15 protein-coding genes and 1 pseudogene are annotated in these 17872 nt (G+C 56.2%); 13 read left to right on the plus strand and 3 right to left on the minus strand.

The window, feature by feature from the left end:
- Positions 1-83: 83 nt before the first annotated feature.
- The gene (locus tag Q7F15_RS00845; RefSeq protein ID WP_171564031.1) at positions 84-2135 is read right to left on the minus strand and encodes a transglycosylase domain-containing protein; all 2052 of its coding nucleotides are present in this window, start codon (positions 2133-2135) and stop codon (positions 84-86) included.
- Between the two features lie 302 nt (positions 2136-2437).
- Between Q7F15_RS00845 and speE the strand changes: the two genes are divergently transcribed.
- The 4 genes and pseudogenes from speE (at position 2438) to Q7F15_RS00865 (ending at position 6065) form a co-directional block, all read left to right on the plus strand.
- Positions 2438-3271: a polyamine aminopropyltransferase gene (gene speE / locus Q7F15_RS00850; protein ID WP_171564199.1), complete on the plus strand. Its 834-nt coding sequence runs from the start codon at positions 2438-2440 to the stop codon at positions 3269-3271.
- A 21-nt stretch (positions 3272-3292) separates the two neighbouring features.
- Positions 3293-4165 carry an agmatinase gene (gene speB, locus Q7F15_RS00855; RefSeq protein ID WP_304414907.1) on the plus strand — a complete coding sequence of 291 codons (873 nt, stop codon included), beginning with the start codon at positions 3293-3295 and terminating at the stop codon, positions 4163-4165.
- A 181-nt stretch (positions 4166-4346) separates the two neighbouring features.
- Positions 4347-5590, plus strand: a pseudogene (locus Q7F15_RS00860) (MFS transporter).
- A 46-nt stretch (positions 5591-5636) separates the two neighbouring features.
- Positions 5637-6065 carry a YwiB family protein gene (locus Q7F15_RS00865; protein ID WP_171564034.1) on the plus strand — a complete coding sequence of 143 codons (429 nt, stop codon included), beginning with the start codon at positions 5637-5639 and terminating at the stop codon, positions 6063-6065.
- Between the two features lie 333 nt (positions 6066-6398).
- Here the strand turns inward: Q7F15_RS00865 and Q7F15_RS00870 are convergent, their stop codons facing one another.
- Complete coding sequence (locus Q7F15_RS00870; protein ID WP_230077523.1) at positions 6399-6509, minus strand: putative holin-like toxin; 111 nt, start codon at positions 6507-6509, stop codon at positions 6399-6401.
- A gap of 223 nt (positions 6510-6732) precedes the next feature.
- Between Q7F15_RS00870 and Q7F15_RS00875 the strand changes: the two genes are divergently transcribed.
- The 5 genes from Q7F15_RS00875 to Q7F15_RS00895 all read left to right on the plus strand — a co-directional run bounded on the left by Q7F15_RS00875 (position 6733) and on the right by Q7F15_RS00895 (position 13240).
- Positions 6733-7128, plus strand: coding sequence for a hypothetical protein (locus tag Q7F15_RS00875; protein ID WP_304414908.1), 396 nt, complete (start codon positions 6733-6735; stop codon positions 7126-7128).
- 65 nt (positions 7129-7193) lie between these two features.
- Positions 7194-8648, plus strand: a complete 1455-nt coding sequence (locus Q7F15_RS00880; protein WP_171564036.1) for a sigma-54 interaction domain-containing protein — start codon at positions 7194-7196, stop codon at positions 8646-8648.
- 169 nt (positions 8649-8817) lie between these two features.
- Complete coding sequence (gene kamA / locus Q7F15_RS00885; protein ID WP_171564037.1) at positions 8818-10176, plus strand: lysine 2,3-aminomutase; 1359 nt, start codon at positions 8818-8820, stop codon at positions 10174-10176.
- A gap of 283 nt (positions 10177-10459) precedes the next feature.
- Positions 10460-12532, plus strand: coding sequence for a (Fe-S)-binding protein (locus Q7F15_RS00890; protein WP_212132575.1), 2073 nt, complete (start codon positions 10460-10462; stop codon positions 12530-12532).
- Between the two features lie 171 nt (positions 12533-12703).
- Positions 12704-13240, plus strand: a complete 537-nt coding sequence (locus tag Q7F15_RS00895; RefSeq protein WP_171564040.1) for a glucosaminidase domain-containing protein — start codon at positions 12704-12706, stop codon at positions 13238-13240.
- 36 nt (positions 13241-13276) lie between these two features.
- Here Q7F15_RS00895 and Q7F15_RS00900 read toward each other — a convergent pair whose 3' ends face one another.
- Positions 13277-13828: a hypothetical protein gene (locus tag Q7F15_RS00900; RefSeq protein WP_171564041.1), complete on the minus strand. Its 552-nt coding sequence runs from the start codon at positions 13826-13828 to the stop codon at positions 13277-13279.
- A gap of 167 nt (positions 13829-13995) precedes the next feature.
- Here Q7F15_RS00900 and Q7F15_RS00905 point away from each other — a divergent pair, with 167 nt between their 5' ends.
- The 4 genes from Q7F15_RS00905 to Q7F15_RS00920 all read left to right on the plus strand — a co-directional run bounded on the left by Q7F15_RS00905 (position 13996) and on the right by Q7F15_RS00920 (position 17840).
- Complete coding sequence (locus Q7F15_RS00905; RefSeq protein WP_171564042.1) at positions 13996-14328, plus strand: sigma factor-like helix-turn-helix DNA-binding protein; 333 nt, start codon at positions 13996-13998, stop codon at positions 14326-14328.
- 239 nt (positions 14329-14567) lie between these two features.
- On the plus strand, positions 14568-15746 hold the full coding sequence (locus Q7F15_RS00910) for an acetyl-CoA C-acetyltransferase (RefSeq protein WP_171564043.1): 1179 nt from the start codon (positions 14568-14570) through the stop codon (positions 15744-15746).
- A gap of 69 nt (positions 15747-15815) precedes the next feature.
- Positions 15816-16667: a 3-hydroxybutyryl-CoA dehydrogenase gene (locus Q7F15_RS00915; protein ID WP_171564044.1), complete on the plus strand. Its 852-nt coding sequence runs from the start codon at positions 15816-15818 to the stop codon at positions 16665-16667.
- 30 nt (positions 16668-16697) lie between these two features.
- On the plus strand, positions 16698-17840 hold the full coding sequence (locus Q7F15_RS00920) for an acyl-CoA dehydrogenase (RefSeq protein WP_212132573.1): 1143 nt from the start codon (positions 16698-16700) through the stop codon (positions 17838-17840).
- Positions 17841-17872 lie beyond the last annotated feature (32 nt).

A 17872-nucleotide genomic window follows, 5' to 3' on the forward strand; every position in this document is an offset into this window, starting at 1 on the left:
CAAAGAAGAATCAGCCCCCTGACGGCAAAGAAGGCTGTCCCCGGCAGTTTCGTTCTGCCGTGCAGGACAGCCTTTTTTTGTGCCTACTCGGTCGGTTTCCACCAACTGCCCATGCGCTGCCAGAACGAGGGGGTGTCCGGAGGCGGGAGCGGCGTGGGCGTTTCATGGTTGGGGAGGTGATCGGTGCAGTACTCCTGCGGCTCGGTACCTTTGGCAAAGTAGAACAACTGCGGGTTGGGGCAGTGCTCCGTCGCCAGCTTGCCCGATGCCGGATCGATGTACACCGACACCACCCCTGCCGGCATGTCAAACAAGGCGGGAGGCTGGTCTTTCAGCGCACTTTCCATGAACTGCGCCCAGATTTTTTTGGAGAGGTAGCCTTCGGTGACATCGTCCACTTTTTGGTTTTTGTCGTATCCCACCCAGACGGTGGTGACCAACTGCGGCGTAAATCCGCTGAGCCAGGCGTCGTAATCGGTGGAGCCGGTTTTGCCTGCGACGGGCCTGTTCAATTCGCCCGCCACCCGGTGGCCTGTGCCGCCCGGTTCAAACACGCTCTGCATCAGATTGATCAGCAGTGCCGAGGCCACCGGATCGGCCACTCTGGTTTTCTCCGGTTTTTCCTCGACGAGCACGTTTCCCTGGCTGTCCTCAATCCGGGTGATGGCAATGGGCTTCACCCGCTCCCCTTTGTTGGCGATGGTGACGTAGGCGGTGTTCAATTCAAGCGGGGAGACGAGCGACGTGCCCAGGGCCAGCGAGGGTACAGCCTGCAGCTTGCTGGTGATCCCCAGCTCGCGGGCCTGATCCACCACTTTTTGCGGGGTGAGATGGTCGATTGTCTTGACCGCGTAGATGTTGTCCGAAGTCTTGATCGCCTCCCGCATGTTGATATAGGCATGGGCGTAGCGCTCCCCAAAGTTTTTCGGGATGTAGGTCTTGCCGTTGTCGTAGGTGAACACGGTCGGTTCGCTTTTCATCTGCGTCAGCGGCGTAAAGCCGTTTTGCAGGGCGGCCAGGTACAAGATCGGCTTGAACGCAGAGCCCGGCTGCCGCATGCTCAATGCCCGGTTGTACTGGCTTTTGGTGTAGTCACGTCCGCCCACCATCGCCTTGATGTGGCCGGTGGCCGGGTCCATGGCAACCAGCGCCACCTGCAGATCGGGTTTGTCTTTCGGCAGCACTTTGGCGATGATGTCTTCCGCTTTTTTCTGCATCACCGGGTCCAGGGTCGTGTGGATTTTCAGTCCTCCGTGGATAAAGGTCTCTTCGTCGATGCCGTATTTGTTCTTCACCAGGTTGGCAATGTAATCGCGAAAATAAGGGGCTTGTTCAGCCGCGGCTTCGGTGTTGCGCTCCTTTAGCTTGATCGGTTCGGCATACGCCTGCTCCGCCTGTTCCGGCGTAATGTAGCCGGAGCGGACCATGGCCTGGAGAATCACCTGCTGCCGCGATTTGGCCTTGTCAAAGTCCACGTAGGGAGAGTAGTACGACGGCCCTTTGGGGATGCCGGCCAACAAGGCGCTTTCTGCCAGCGTCAGATCCTTGGCGTCTTTGCCGAAGTACGTTTGCGCGGCGGCCTGGGCGCCGTAAGCGGAATGGCCGTAGTAGATCTGGTTCATGTACATCTCCAGGATTTCGTCCTTGCTGTAATTTAGTTCCAACTGGATGGCCAACAGCGCTTCCTTTATCTTGCGCTCCCAGGTCTTGTCCATCGAGAGATACAGGTTTCGCGCCAATTGCTGCGTGATCGTGCTGGCTCCCTGCCGCTTTTCCATGTGGATCACGTCCACGTAGGCGGCCCGAGCCAGACGCAGCCAGTCGATGCCGTAGTGCTTGTGGAAGGAACGGTCTTCGATGGCGATCGTCGCCTGCACCAGGAAGGGGGAGATGTCCTTCAGCGGGACGACAAACCGGTTCTGGCCGCGGTGCAGCGTATCCAGCACCTCACCGTTGCTGGCGTAAATGGTCGTCGTCTGATTGATCGAGACTGCCGGCAGCGGCTGTGAACGGAGGTAGAGAATCAGCAGCAGGGCGGCAAACGAACAGCACAATAGGCTGAGTATGAATAATTTTATGAATTTCTTCGCCCAACGCAGATAGCGGAGGAGCGGGGCTTCCCGGATTACTTCCATGTCCTCTCTAGTCCTTTCCCCTCATATTTTTTCGAATCGGGACATACTAACCAAACGATAGGGTTACTGTCTAGTATGGGACAAACTCCGGTTGGATAAACTTAACGGCCGCGCCGGGCAGCGCGTCTCGCAAAAATTGCTTGCATTTTGGGAGGCAGCCACTATAATTTTCTTGGCAGATACGAATGGCAGCGGTCTGGACTAATTTGGCAGGGACTGGCCGCTATCTCCTGCCAAACCGGCGTCGGCCGGGGTCTTTTAATACCAATGCGGTTAGTTAAGGAGGGTACATAATCATGAACATGGAACTGTGGTACACCGAAAAACAAACGGAAAATCACGGTATTACGACAAAGATTACCGAGACGTTGTACAGCGAGAAAACCGAATTTCAACAATTGGATATCATCAACACCAAGCAGTTCGGCCGCATGCTCGTTCTCGACGGCATGGTCATGACCACTGATGTGGACGAGTTTGTCTACCACGAAATGATCGCCCACGTTGCCCTCAACACCCACCCGAACCCGAAAAAGGTGCTCGTCGTGGGCGGTGGCGACGGCGGTGCCATTCGCGAAATCGTCAAACACCCCTCCGTGGAAAAAGCCGTATTGGCGGAAATTGACGGTGGCGTGATCGAGGCCAGCAAAAAGTTTTTCCCGGCCATCGCCAGTGAGCTGTCCGGTAATCCAAAAGTGGACGTGCAGGTGATCGACGGCATCAAGCACATTCACGACCACAAAGGCGAGTACGACGTGATCATGGTCGACTCCACCGAGCCGGTCGGACCGGCTGTAGGCCTGTTTGAGAAAGGATTTTACCAAGGCATTTACGACGCGTTGAAACCGGATGGCATCATGGTGGCGCAGACCGAGTCCCCGTGGTTCAACCGCGACTTGATCAAACGCGTGTTCAAGGATATTAAATCGATTTTCCCGATCACCCGTCTGTATACGTGCAGCATCCCGACCTATCCGTCCGGCCTGTGGAGCTTTACGATCGGCTCCAAACAGTACGATCCGCTGGAAGTGGATGCGAGCAAGATCAAGGATTTGAACACCAAGTACTACAATGCGGAGGTTCACTACGCCGCGTTCAAGCTGCCCAACTTCGTGGCCGAGCTGACCCGCGACTAAGGATTGGGAGGAAGAAACAAGATGCGTTTTGACGAAGCGTATTCCGGCAACGTCTTTATCCGCAGCCATGGCAGCTACGAGGAGAGCCAGGCGGTCATCTACGGTATGCCGATGGACTGGACGGTCAGTTTCCGTCCCGGTTCCCGTTTCGGCCCGGCCCGCATCCGCGAGGTCTCGATCGGTCTGGAAGAGTACAGCCCGTATCTGGACAGACTGCTGGAAGACGTAAAGTATTTCGATGCGGGGGATATTCCCCTGCCGTTTGGCAACGTGGAGGGCAGCCTGGATGCGATCCGTACGTTTGTCAGCAAAATTTTGGCGGACGGCAAGTTTCCGATCGGTCTGGGCGGCGAACACCTGGTGACCTGGCCGGTAATTCAGGCTGTGTACGAAAAGTACAAGAGCGACCTGGTCATCTTCCACTTTGACGCCCACACCGACCTGCGCGACCATTACGAGGGGTATGAGTACTCCCACTCCACGCCGATCAAAAAGGCGTGCGATCTGATCGGCGGCAAAAACGTCTATTCGTTTGGCATCCGCAGCGGGATGAAGGAAGAGTTTGAGTGGGCGAAAGAAAACATGCACCTGTACAAGTACGACGTGCTGGAGCCGGTCAAACAGGTGCTGCCGACGATTGGCAACCGCCCGATCTACCTGACGATCGACATCGACGTGCTTGACCCTGCATACGCGCCGGGTACCGGCACGACCGAGGCGGGCGGCATCACCTCCCGCGAACTGCTGGAGACCATCCACTACATGGCGAAAAACGGCGCCAACGTGATCGGCTGTGACCTGGTGGAAGTGGCACCGGTCTACGATCACAGCGAGATGACCCAGATTGTGGCGTCCAAGATCGTGCGCGAGCTGGTTCTGGGCTTTGTAAAATAACAGACGGTACCACAAGCGTCCCCGGTTTCACACTGGGGTCGTTTTTTTGTCGGGTGGGGCGGAAGCACACGTGATGACGGGCGTTTGGGGGTCTATTATAAAACTTTTTTATTTACAAAATTAAAAATATTGCGTATGATGGTGGCAAATCCTTCCACATGCAGTTCAGGGGGCGCATTCCATGAGAGAAGTGTTTGCCAACCGTCAGTTTCGCAAGCTGTTTTTTCCAACCTGTTTTCCGGCTTTGGCCAGGGAATGACCATGATCGGCATTGCCTGGTACTTGGTGGAAACGACCGGATCAGCCGAGCTGCTCGGCTCCACGATGTTTGTCTCGGCTGTGCTGATGTTTGTGGTCGGCCCGTATATCGGCACGTTGATCGACCGTTTTTCCCGCAAACGGATGCTGCTGGCGGAGCATGTGATCGGCTTTGCCGTGCTGGCCGCCCTCGCGATGTGGGGCTTTTTCGGTCCGTATACCAAGTGGATGCTGGTCGCCGTCTACCTGGTGACGACCCTGATGTTTCAGATTCATTACCCGTCGCAGTCGGCGCTTGTCCAGGAAATGTTTGAGCCGCGGCACTACAACGACATCAACAGCCTGCTGGAGATTGAGGGACAGACGTCGTCCGTGCTGGCCGGGGGGATCGCAGGGTTTCTCCTGGAGGCATACGGGCTGCATGTCGTTTTGCTGATTAACGCCTGTACGTATCTGGCAGCCTTCGGTCTCATGGCCACCATGGCCTACACCTTTACCCTGGAGCGGGAAGTCCGGAACAACAGCGGGGTCAACTGGGTGGGCCAACTGCTCCAAAGCTGGCATTACATACGGGAAAAACGGGGCTTTCTCCTGTTTGGCATCGCGGCGTTGATGCCGTTTATTGCGGTGATGGCCGGCAACTTGTTGAAGCCTGTTTACGTGAATCAGACCTTGAAAGCGGACGTGACGGTGTTTTCGCTCGGAGAAACGGCATACGCCATCGGCGCGGTGGCGGCCGGATTCCTGGTTGCTGCCGTGACAAGGAAGTACGGCCAGGTTCCGGCGATGGTTGGCAACACGCTGCTGTTTGCTGTCGTCATGGCAGTCATGGTGGCGCTGCCCTACGGATGGGCCCTGATTGGCGCCTACATGGTGTTCGGCTGGTGCAATGCTTCTGTCCGGCTTATCCGGCAGTCGCTGTACATGACGGTCGTGCCGAAGCCGTTCATGGGACGGGTCATGAGCTTTTTCAATTCACTCGGGATGATGATGCGCTTGCTCCTGATCGGCGTGTTTACGTGGATGATTGACCGGACCGGGGCCGGGATGGGGTACCTAGTGCTCGCCGGACTGCTGCTGCTCGCCGCCGTCGGGATTGTGGGAACGATGCGCCATCTGCTGGATGAGCAGTCCGGTCAGTCGGCGGTTGCAACAAAAGAGCGATGAGCGTACAATGGACGGGTACAAGCAGAACGGGAAGTGAGGACGATCCATGCAAGACGTGCTGATCACCCTGACCGCCAGACAGCGCACGGGAGGAGATTGGGAGGAAACAATCTATCGCTATGCCGGCCGATGCGTGGAAAAGACAGGCGGCTGGTATCTGACGTACAAGGAGCAGCTGGAAGGGGCCGGCGAGGTGAGCACGACGCTGAAGCTGGCAGACGGGACGGTCACCCTGCTGAGACAGGGCGACGTGCAGACGAAACAGCAGTTTCAGCAGGGCATGAGCCACCAGACGACCTACCGCAGTCCCTACGGGCTGTTTTCGATGGAGACCCATACACGCAAGCTGCGCATCCGGCATGAGCAGGGAAGGCCGGTCCAGGTAAGAGTAGCTTACCAGCTGTGGCTGAACAGCCAGTATATCGGCGAGCACGAACTGACGCTGAATGTGGAGTGGCCCTCCGCGACACACTGAACAAATCAAGCGGTCATAACCAACCATTGGCGATAATCTTGTGCAAACTGGTGTACTTGGAGTAAAATGATGCTAGAAAACACAAGCAGCAGAAAGGTTGCAAGCAATCGCCTGCGACCAGGCTGGTACCGTTGGTGGAAAAGAATCACAAAGGTCGGCAAACCGATGCGATTCTTTTTGGGCCAAGCGTGGTATGATAGGAACAGCAGATGCATATGGTAAAAAAGGCTACAGATGAGGCGACATCTGCAGCCTTGTACAATAGCTGCTCCCTTTACGGGATCGGCTCAGAATTTGACCGAAGTGACCTCCGGTTCTCAACTCAAGGGGAGGTCACTTCTTTTTTTGCGTCAAAGCAACAATCGCCACGACGAGACTCAGCAGGCCGACAATAAAGCCGCCGAACTGAATCATCAGGCTCATGGTTTCGTGCGTTATTGCCATGCTCTCACCTCCCCCGTTTCCGACGTGGGAGATGAGCCGACCACCCTTGAGGAGCCGATGTCTATGAGTATAGCATAATTTTCCGCTGCGGAGCATGGATCAACAGAAGGGGGAAATAACGTGCACGGCATGGAGTGATGGGCCAGGCTCGTTCGCTATAGCCGGTCGGGGCGGTTTTTTCGTACAATAAGGGTAATTCACACAAGGAAAGGGGAGGGGCATCGTGGGGTTTGCACTCGCAACCGGTGGCATGGCCGGCCTCGTTCTGGCCGCGTTTCTGGCTTTGGGAGACGGACTGTTTCAAACGTCGACGCTCTCCGTCCTGATTGACGTCAGCTATGCCCCCGGCCTGGAGGGACTGCCGTCCGTGGTCGAGCTGTTGGTCCACCTGTTGGTCAGTGCAATCGTTGCGTTTTTCATGATGTACTTTTATCCCCGAACCAGCGGCGAGCGGAGAATCAAATATCTGTCGTACTGGGTGCTCGCCTTTGCTGCGGCCTATCTGCCATTTAGTCTGCTCAGCGGCGCGGCCGTGTCGTGGGCCGATTTTTTCCTTTGGCTGCTGGGCCATCTGCTTTACACGCTGATCATCGCGGTGCAGGCGGAACGGCAGCGGTGACTGCCGAAAATTCGGCACAGTGATGATTTTTTGGCAGTTTGTTCGAAAGGAGGCTGTTACACTCCATGCCGATGTCGGAAACGGTGGAAATGCTGCAGGCCATCCTGGGAACGATCGATGAGGGAATCCACGTCGTTGATGCGAACGGCATTACCATTTATTACAATCACGTGGCGGCCAGACTGGACGGGCTGACGCCTGACGAAGTGCTGGGTAAGCCGCTGCTGGAGGTGTTTCCCTCGCTGGACCGTCACTCCAGCACACTGCTGAGGGTCATTGCGAGCGGCGAACCGATCTACGACCAGCCGCAGACCTACACCAACTGGAGAGGGATGCGGGTGGAGACGATCAATACGACGCTGCCCGTGCGGGTGGGCAATCGGCTGGTCGGGGCGGTCGAGGTGGCCAAGGATATCCGCAAGCTGAAAGAGCTGTCAGAGCGGCTGCTCGACCTGCAGGCGCAGATCAGCAAGCCGAAGCGGGCCAAGCGGAGCAAGCTGGACGGGGACGGGCTTTCCTTTCAGTTTGCCGATATCCTGACACAAAACGAACAGATGATGCGGTTAAAAGACCGCGCGAGAAAGGCGGCCCGCACTTCATCTCCGGTATTGATCTACGGAGAGACGGGGACGGGGAAGGAACTGTTCGTCCAGTCGATCCACCAGGCGTCGTCCCGCTGCGGCAAGCCGTTTATTGCGCAAAACTGCGCGGCCCTGCCGGCTTCGCTGCTGGAAAGCCTGCTGTTTGGCACGACCAAGGGCAGCTTTACCGGAGCAGACGACAGACCGGGACTGTTTGAACTGGCGGATGGCGGGACGCTGTTTCTCGACGAGTTGAACAGCATGCCGCTGGACCTGCAGGCAAAACTGCTGCGCGTGCTGCAGGACGGGCAAATCCGGCGGATCGGCAGCAGCAGCGCCGTACGTGTCGACGTGCGGGTGATCGCTGCCGTCAATGAACCGCCGCTGGAGTTGGTTCGGCGCGGCGCGCTGCGATTGGACCTGTACTACCGCATCAACGTGGTCTCCTTTGAGCTGCCGCCACTGCGGGAGCGCAGGGAGGACGTGGACCTGCTCGTCCGCCATTTCCTCGACAAATACAATCGCCGTTTTCACATGCAGGTGCAAAACATCAGTCCGGAGGTGGCCGACCTGTTCAGGCAGTACGACTGGCCCGGCAACGTTCGCGAACTGGAGCACGTGATCGAGGCGGCGATGAACATGGTGGAGGGAGCAGTGATTGAACGGGAACACCTGCCGCCGTACTTGGCGGAGCGTTCGCTGGTGAACGGTCCGGGCGAGACCGGACCAGGGGAGATCGGATCGGCCATCCCTCCTATCGAGGCGTGGGCGGCAAAACAGCGCACGCTGCCGGAGGTGCTGCGGGAGGTGGAGGAACGGTGCATTGCCGATGCGCTGAAATCCACTGGCGGCAACGTGCTCAGGGCGGCACGGCTGTTGGGCATCCCCCGGCAGACGCTGCAGTACAAACTCTCGCAGCGGGGAGCAGGCGAACGGTAAGTGCCGAATTTTCGGCAGTCCAAAAACTCCTACAGATGGAAAATCTGCTTGCCAATGCTTTATTTTCTATATTCAAAATCTTTTGATTTGATTGGCACGACTGTTGCATTCCCTTTGTTGTTGAGGAATACACGCGTATCTTCACACAACGCAAAGGGGGATGACAAGGATGACGGTTACAGCCAAACGTGACTGGCGCCAGATCGAAATGTGGAAAGACGTCACCGAAGAACAATGGAACGACTGGATGTGGCAGCTCACCCACACCATTCGGACTGTAGATGAATTGAAACAGGTGATCAACCTGACACCGGAGGAGGAAGAGGGTGTACGCATTTCCAACCAGACCATCCCGCTCAACATCACGCCCTATTACGCCATGCTGATGGACCCGGACGATCCGAAAGATCCGGTCCGCATGCAGTCCGTTCCGCTTTCCTCCGAGATGGTTCGGACCAAATACGACATGGAAGACCCGCTGCACGAGGACACTGATTCACCGGTGCCGGGCCTGACGCACCGGTATCCGGACAGGGTGCTGTTTTTGGTCACCAACCAGTGTTCGATGTACTGTCGTTACTGTACGCGCCGCCGCTTCTCCGGCCAGATCGGCATGGGCGTGCCGAAAAAGCAGCTGGACGCCTGTATCGACTACATCCGCCGTACGCCGGAAGTGCGCGACGTGCTCCTCTCCGGGGGCGACGGTCTGCTGATCAACGACCGCATCCTGGAGTACATTTTGAGCAATTTGCGGGCCATCCCGCACGTGGAGATCATCCGCATCGGCACGCGCGCTCCGGTGGTGTTCCCGCAGCGGATCACGGAAAACCTGTGCAACATCCTGAAAAAATACCATCCCATATGGCTCAACACGCACTTTAACCACCCGAAGGAGATTACCCCGGAAGCGAAGCGGGCCTGCGAAATGCTGGCCAACGCCGGCGTGCCGCTCGGCAACCAGTCGGTTATCCTGGCGGGCATCAACGATTGTCCGAATACGATGAAAAAGCTGGTGCACGAGCTGGTCAAGATTCGCGTACGGCCGTACTACATCTACCAGTGCGACCTGTCCGAGGGGATCGGCCACTTCCGCGCGCCGGTCAGCAAAGGGATCGAGATCATCGAACACCTGCGAGGCCATACCTCCGGCTATGCGGTGCCGACGTTCGTGGTGGACGCGCCGCATGGCGGCGGCAAAATTCCCGTCATGCCCAACTACATCATTTCGCAGTCGGCCGACAAAGTGGTGCTGCGCAACTTTGAGGGCGTGATTACCTCGTATCCCGAGCCGAAAAACTACCACGCCCACGACGAGGAGAATTGCGAGTACTGTCAGGCTGCCAAGGGCAAAGCCGTCGGCATCGCCGCGCTGATGAGAGACGAAGCCGACAACCTGGAGCCGGCTGACCTGCCGCGCAACAAGCGGATTCAGGCGACCAAGATCAAATCGCTGGCAGACATCCGGCAGGAACAAAAAGAAAAGAAATTGCAGAAAGAACAAGAACACAAAGAGGTGTCCGGCAAATAGGCCGGATGGACCGCATAGGCTGACAAGGCCGCCAGGGAAGCCAGGGTTGCTGGCATTCTCTGGCGGCTGTTTGCGTGGAGGAGATTTGCAGGTGACGAATGGGAGCAATCTGTGTTAATATCAGGGCAGACGATTCTGAACGAACGCTCAGTCTGGACAGGCTGCCGCGGTTTGACAAGCGTTTGTGTAGGAATCAACATAATGAGTGAATAGTCATTCATTTTTTCTTGCGATTCTGATAAGATAGAAAAAAACGGACGAACATGAAAAGGGGGAGAAGACCTTGCTGGCCTTGCTCAATCTGATCGCGTTTTTCCTGGTGCTCGCTTACGGTCTGTACCTGGTCTGCCACGTCCTGTACAGCCGGTATCTGTTTATCAAACTGGGCAAAAAGCCGGACGTCAAGGACGACTTCGGCACGCGCCTGAATTTGCTGCTGGAAAACGTCGTCTTTCACAAAAAGCTGTTGAAGGACAAAAAGAGCGGCATCATGCACGTCGTCATGTTTTACGGCTTCATTATCCTGCAGTTTGGTGCCATTGAACTGATCGTGAAAGGTCTGGTGAAGGGCTTTGAACTGCCATTTGGCAGCGCTCACAAGTACTTCAGCCTGATGCAGGAGATCACTGTCTTTCTGATTCTCGCGGCAGTCAGCTACGCGTTCTACCGCCGGTATATCGAAAAGCTGAAGCGGCTGAAGCGCGGATTCAAATCGGGACTGGTGCTGCTGTTTATTTCCACGCTGATGGCAACAGTTTTGTTCTCACTCGCGTTTGAGCAGCTCTGGTTGGGGCACGAACCGTCCGGCTACGCGCCGTTTTCCTCGCTGATCGCGATGGCGTTCGCCGGCATCCCCAATACCGCGGCGGCCGCGCTGTTCTACGTGTTCTGGTGGCTGCACCTGCTGATCCTTTTGGCCTTCGCCGTGTACGTGCCGCAGTCCAAGCACGCTCACCTGATTTTTGCGCCGATCAACGTCTGGTTCAAAAAACTGGACCCGCCCGGCAAACTGTCCAAAATCGACTTTGAAGACGAGACGCAGGAAGTGTTTGGGGTCGGCCGGATTGAGGACTTCACCCAGACGCAGCTGATCGACCTGTACGCCTGTGTGGAGTGCGGTCGCTGCACCAGCATGTGTCCCGCCTCCGGCACCGGCAAGATGCTCTCCCCGATGGAATTGATCACCAAGATGCGGGATCATTTGACGGAAAAAGGAGCGGCGATCACCTCCCGCACGCCGTGGATGCCGAGCTTCGCCTTTACCGGCTCGACCGCCAACCAACTGGCGCTGCAGGCGTCGGAAGTGGCGGCGGCGTCCGAGGGAGCGACCGCAGTCGCCTACGAGAAAAACCTGATCGGCGACGTGATTACCGAGCAGGAGCTGTGGGCCTGCACCACCTGCCGCAACTGTGAGGATCAGTGCCCGGTGATGAACGAGCACGTGGAAAAAATCATCGACATGCGCCGCTACCTGGTGATGACTGAGGGCAGCATGCCGCAAGAGGCGCAGCGGGCGCTGAACAACATCGAGCGGCAGGGCAACCCGTGGGGCATCAACCGCAAGGACCGACTGAAGTGGATCGAAGGGCTGAACGGCCAATACGACGTGCCGACCGTGCAGCAGGTGGAGGAATTCGAGTATCTGTTCTGGGTCGGCTCGATGGGCTCGTTTGACAACCGCAGCCAGAAGATTACGCAGGCGTTTGTCAAGCTGATGCACGAAGCCGGGGTAAGCTTTGCCATTCTCGGCAACGAGGAGAAAAACTCCGGTGACACCGCTCGCCGCATCGGCAACGAGTTTCTGTTCCAGCAGCTCGCCCAGGAGAACATCGCGCTGTTCCAGGCTTACGGCGTGAAGAAGATCGTCACCTGCGACCCGCATGCCTACAACACCTTTAAAAACGAGTACCCCGAGTTCGGCCTGGAGGCGGAGGTGTATCACCACTCCGAGCTGCTCGCCCAGTGGGTCAAGGAAGGACGTCTGAAGCCGACCAAGGAAGTAAAGGAGCGCATCACTTACCACGACTCCTGTTACCTGGGCCGCTACAACGAGATTTACGACAAGCCGCGTGAGATCCTCACGGCGATTCCAGGCGTGGAGATTGTGGAAATGAAGCGGAGCGGCTGCGACAGCATGTGCTGCGGTGCCGGCGGCGGCCTGATGTGGATGGAGGAGCACGAAGGCACCCGCATCAACGTGGCGCGCACCGAGCAGGCGCTGGAAGTAAATCCGACGGCCATCGCCAGCGCGTGTCCGTACTGTTTGACAATGATGAACGACGGCATCAAGATGAAAGAAATGGAGGATCAGGTCAAAACCCGCGACATTGCCGAGATTCTCGCCGATGCCTTGTGATTTTGAAGAGTGTTTTTGGTGTGCTAATCCCTGCCCTGTCTAAGGGTGGGGATTTTTTTGCATAAAACGCAATAATAGGGGGTATCAATCGTTTCTCTTTTTTACCTAGTAAGTGAAAACGACAATGACCGGTCTAAAGTCGTTTATCTACTAGCTAAAGGAGAGAATATGATGGCGTTGATACCAATTCCAACAGAACCTGTTAAAGTTGATGGTGTTCGAGATACTTATGTAGACTTGAATCCAAATACCGATCCCAATGATAAAGTACAAGCTTTCGTTGATGCGTTCAAACGAGTTGCCGAAGATGCTAGCGATGAATGTTATGGCTTGCCTGTTGAGGTAATCCTCGCTATGTGGGGAGGAGAATCAGGATGGGGTGCAAGTAAAACACAACGAAACAATCAAAATTGGTCAAACATGAAATATGTAAGTAGTTCCAATCCACCAGGAAACTATGGCAAAGGAGAAGGCGGATGGGCTGCTTATATCGGTCGCAGTACCCATGCTAACTCCTTTGCGCGGTTCTTTAAAGAAAATAGCCGATACTCTGCGTTAATCAATTATTTGAAAAGCACAAACAACCCCAGTTCAGAAAAATGCATACGATACATCGCGGATGCCGGGTATGGCGGCTCCGACCATGATCAATACTATGATGAAGTAATGGGGTATCTGGAAACACTCCGCAGACGAAGCAATCTGTAGTTTGGAAAGAAGCACCATGTATATGGTGCTTCTTTGTTATAGTCCCGTGTGCAGAGCTAAATGTAGATCGATTTCTTTTTTCACCCAGCCGCCATAATCTTTAACCTGATAGATCTTCCATTCATCCAGATTATGCGGGTTCTGCACACCGACAAAGGCGTCATTTGGATTCTGCGGATCAAGATAAATCACGATATCCTTTCGAGGGAATTCATTTACCCCGCTTTCCGGAATGAAGGGCTTTTGGACAATTCTTATGTACACTTTGTCATATTGACTTGTTCCTTCTTCCAGTTTTTCTTGCAGGAATGGCAGTTTTTGCTCGTCCCCCAATTCCTCGCCGTCTCTTCGATAAGCAAACCTGTACAAATCTTTGGCATTCACAAGAATCCCCATGCAGCGCGAAGGATTCTCGAAAACAAAACGATCATGCCCTCTTTGCACCACAAGCTTTTCCACTTCTTCAGCCTGTGAATCCACTGAATGTGGCGCCGATACCTGCTCATGATTATGTTCTCCCTGGGAAGAAACGGCACTGCACCCGCTTGCGATTCCGAGCAATATGAGGAAAAGAATACATTTTTTCATGTATGCCGCACACCTTTCCATCGCCCTTTGTTTAGATACTATATTGGACGAGTGAAATTCCAATAAGTTTCATATTTTGGAAAACCGTGCATCTATCAAGCGAAAACATTCGAAAAAACCGGATGTTTTACTAACAGGAAATTTACCTAGAGAACAGGGGGGATTCGATGGAAAATCAGTCAATGTTTGATTACTATCGCCAAATGTTAAAACGGATCGCATGGAGATTACAGTATCAAGCAAATAAAGTATATCGCCATGAAAGCGTGCTTGAGGATGTATGGACAAAAGAACACAAGGGATTGGTAGTATCAGATCTATTTGTTAAGGAGTTGCTCAGTAGCCTTCCTGATAGAGGACGTTTTATCCTTCAAAAGGTGGTGATTGAAGGCATACCTGAAAGAGAAGTGGCGAAGCAACTTAATATTTCACAGAAACGAGTAAATGTTTGCAAAACAAAGTATTTACAGCAGCTACGTCAAAAACTCATTTCTGATTGACAGCGGGACTATACGGAACCAACAGCCCCTTGGATTTTGCGCTCCCATACAGCGTCAGAAAGGCAAGCGGGATGCCCGTCCGGCAACGAATGGCTGCCGGACTGACAAGAAAAGTCAGGCGTCCTTTTTTTCGTATTACATTGACTATTCAGACGGGAGACGGCAAAATGAAAGTAAGCAAAAATGAGCGATCGCTCGATCATTTTGTAATGAATGCCATGCAGCGAGGAGGAGCCGAGATGAAAACAGTAATTGCGGGGGCGGCACGCACCCCGTTTGGCAAGTTCGGCGGCGCGCTGAAAGACGTTTCCGCAGTTGATCTGGGGGCCATTGCGATCAAGGAAGCACTCAAGCGGGCCGGCGTGTCCGGCGAGCAGGTGGACGAAGTGATCATGGGCATGGTCGTACAGGCGGGAGCGGGGCAGGTGCCCTCCCGTCAGGCGGCCCGCAAGGCGGGACTGCCGTGGAACGTGGCCAGCCAGACCATCAACAAGGTGTGCGCTTCCGGGATGAGGGCGGTCACCATGGCCGACCAGATCATCCGCGCCGGAGACGGGCAGATCATCGTGGCTGGCGGCATGGAGAGCATGAGCAGTGCGCCGTATGCACTGCCCAACGCGCGGTACGGCCTGCGCATGGGCGATGCGGTTGTGCGCGACCTGATGATGTACGACGGGCTGACCTGCCCGTTTGATCAAGTGCCGATGGCCGTCCACGGTAGCAACGTGGCGGAGGAGTACGGCATCACCCGCGAGGAGCAGGACCGTTGGGCGCTGCGCAGCCAGCAGCGAGCGGCCAGGGCGATGGCGGCCGGTCTGTTCGACGAGGAAATCGTGCCCGTGCCGGTACCGCAGAAAAAGGGCGATCCAATCCTCGTCACCAAAGACGAGGCGCCGCGTCCCGACACCACGCTGGAGGTGCTGGCCAAACTGCCGCCGGTGTACAAAAAGGACGGCACGATTACCGCCGGCAACGCGCCTGGCATCAACGACGGCGCGGCAGCGATGGTGCTGATGGCGGAGGACAAGGCGGCCGAATTGGGGATTCGCCCGCTGGCAGTCATTCTGGGTCACGCGCAGGTGGGCGCGGAGGCGCCGTACATCGCCACCACGCCGGGACTGGCGATCCAAAAGCTGCTGGAAAAGACCGGCACGCGGCTGGACGAGATCGATCTGTTTGAAGTGAACGAGGCATTTGCCGCCGTTATCCTGACCAGCGGCAAGATCGTCGGTTGGGACGAAGAAAAGGTAAACGTCAACGGCGGGGCGATCGCGCTCGGCCATCCGATCGGGGCGAGCGGGGCGCGAATTATCATGCACCTCGTGTACGAACTGCGGCGCCGCGGGGGAGGGTTGGGCGTTGCCGCCATTTGCAGCGGAGCGGCCCAGGGAGACGCGGTTCTGATCAAGGTGTTCTAGTCTCTGCGGGGACCGGTTGCGTTTGGACGGGTGAATAAATGGCATTGTTGCGAGGAAGGGGACGTGTTTATGAACATTCAAACGATCATGGTCGTAGGTGCGGGACAGATGGGCAGCGGCATCGCCCAGGTGGCGGCGCAGGCCGGTTTTCGGGTAATTCTCCACGACATCCGGCAGGAATTTGTGGACCGCGGCCGGCAGACGATTGAGAAAAATCTGGCCCGCAGCGTGGAAAAAGGCAAAATGAGTGCGGAAGACAAAGAGGCGGTGCTGGCCCGCCTGACCCTCTCCGTCGATCTGACGGATGGCCGTGACGCAGACTTTGTGGTGGAAGCGGTTACGGAAAACATGGGCGTGAAAGCGGAGATTTTCCGCCAGCTGGACGAGATCTGCCCGGCGCACACGGTGCTGGCCAGCAACACCTCCTCGCTGCCGATTACGGAAATCGCTGCCGTGACCAAACGGCCGGAAAAAGTAATCGGCATGCATTTCATGAACCCGGTGCCGGTGATGAAGCTGGTCGAGATCATCCGCGGCCTGCAGACGGCGGACGAGGTGTATCAGTTGACGGAGGACCTGGCCAAACAGATGGGCAAAGTACCGGTCAGCGTCAACGACTTTCCCGGATTCGTCTCCAACCGCGTGCTGATGCCGATGATCAACGAGGCGATCTACTGCGTGTACGAAGGCGTGGCCGAGCCGGAAGCAATTGATGAGGTGATGAAGCTGGGCATGAACCATCCGATGGGGCCGTTGACGCTGGCCGACTTCATCGGGCTGGATACCTGCCTGTACATCATGGAAGTGCTGTACGAAGGTTTCGGCGACTCCAAATACAGGCCGTGCCCGCTGCTGCGCAAGTACGTCAAGGCTGGCTGGCTCGGCCGTAAATCGGGACGAGGCTTCTACGTCTACAACTAGAATCTGTACGCGGCAAAGAGGGAGGACGCGATGGATTTCCGATTTAGCGAAGAGCATGAGATGATGCGCCGGATGGTGCAAGATTTTGCCCAAAAGGAGATCGCTCCGTTCGTTCCCGTCATGGAAGAGACGGAACAGTTTCCCCGCCACATCGTGAAAAAAATGGGGGAAACCGGCTTGATGGGCATTCCGGTACCGGAAGAATGGGGCGGAGCTGGCGCTGACTTCATCTCGTACATTCTGGCCATTCACGAGATTTCCAAAGTAAGCGCCACCGTGGGCGTGATTCTCTCCGTGCACACCTCTGTCGGCACCAATCCGATCCTGTATTTCGGAAGCGACGAGCAAAAGCGAAAGTACCTGCCCAAGCTGGCCAGCGGCGAATACCTCGGTGCGTTTGCGCTGACCGAGCCGCAGGCGGGATCGGATGCGGGCAATATCCGCACGACGGCCGTCCGCAAAGGGGATGAATACATCCTCAACGGCAACAAGGTGTTCATCACCAACGGCGGCGAGGCGGACGTATACATCACATTTGCCGTGACCGACCCGTCCCAGGGGCGAAGGGGCATCTCCGCGTTTATCGTGGAAAAGGATACGCCAGGCTTTATCGTCGGCAAAAAGGAAAAGAAGATGGGGCTGTTTGGTTCCAATACGACGGAACTGATTTTCGACAACGCGCGGGTGCCGGCCGAAAACCTGCTCGGGCAGGAAGGCATTGGATTCAAGATTGCCATGGCCAACCTCGACTATGGCCGGATCGGCATCGCCGCGCAGGCGCTGGGCATCGCGGAAGCAGCCGTTCAGTACGCGACCGATTACGCCAAGGAACGGAAGCAATTCGGCCAGCCGATTATCAAGCAGCAGGCGGTCGCCTTCAAGCTGGCCGACATGGCGACGCGGGCGGAAGCGGCGCGGCTGCTGGTCTACCGGGCCGCCTTCCTGCGCAGCCGCGGGCTTGCGTGCGGCATGGAAGCGTCCATGGCCAAAAAGTTTGCCTCCGACGCGGCGATGATAAACGCCACTGAGGCGGTGCAGATCTTCGGCGGATACGGGTACACCCGGGAGTACCCGGTGGAGCGGCTGTTCCGCGACGCCAAGGTGACGCAAATCTACGAGGGCACCACCCAGATTCAGCACATTGTGATCGCCAAACATCTGCTGTCCACTTGAGAAACGGGACGCACGAATAACCATGACGCAGG

The sequence above is a fragment of the Brevibacillus aydinogluensis genome (assembly GCF_961514395.1).
GTDB classification, from domain to species: domain Bacteria; phylum Bacillota; class Bacilli; order Brevibacillales; family Brevibacillaceae; genus Brevibacillus; species Brevibacillus aydinogluensis.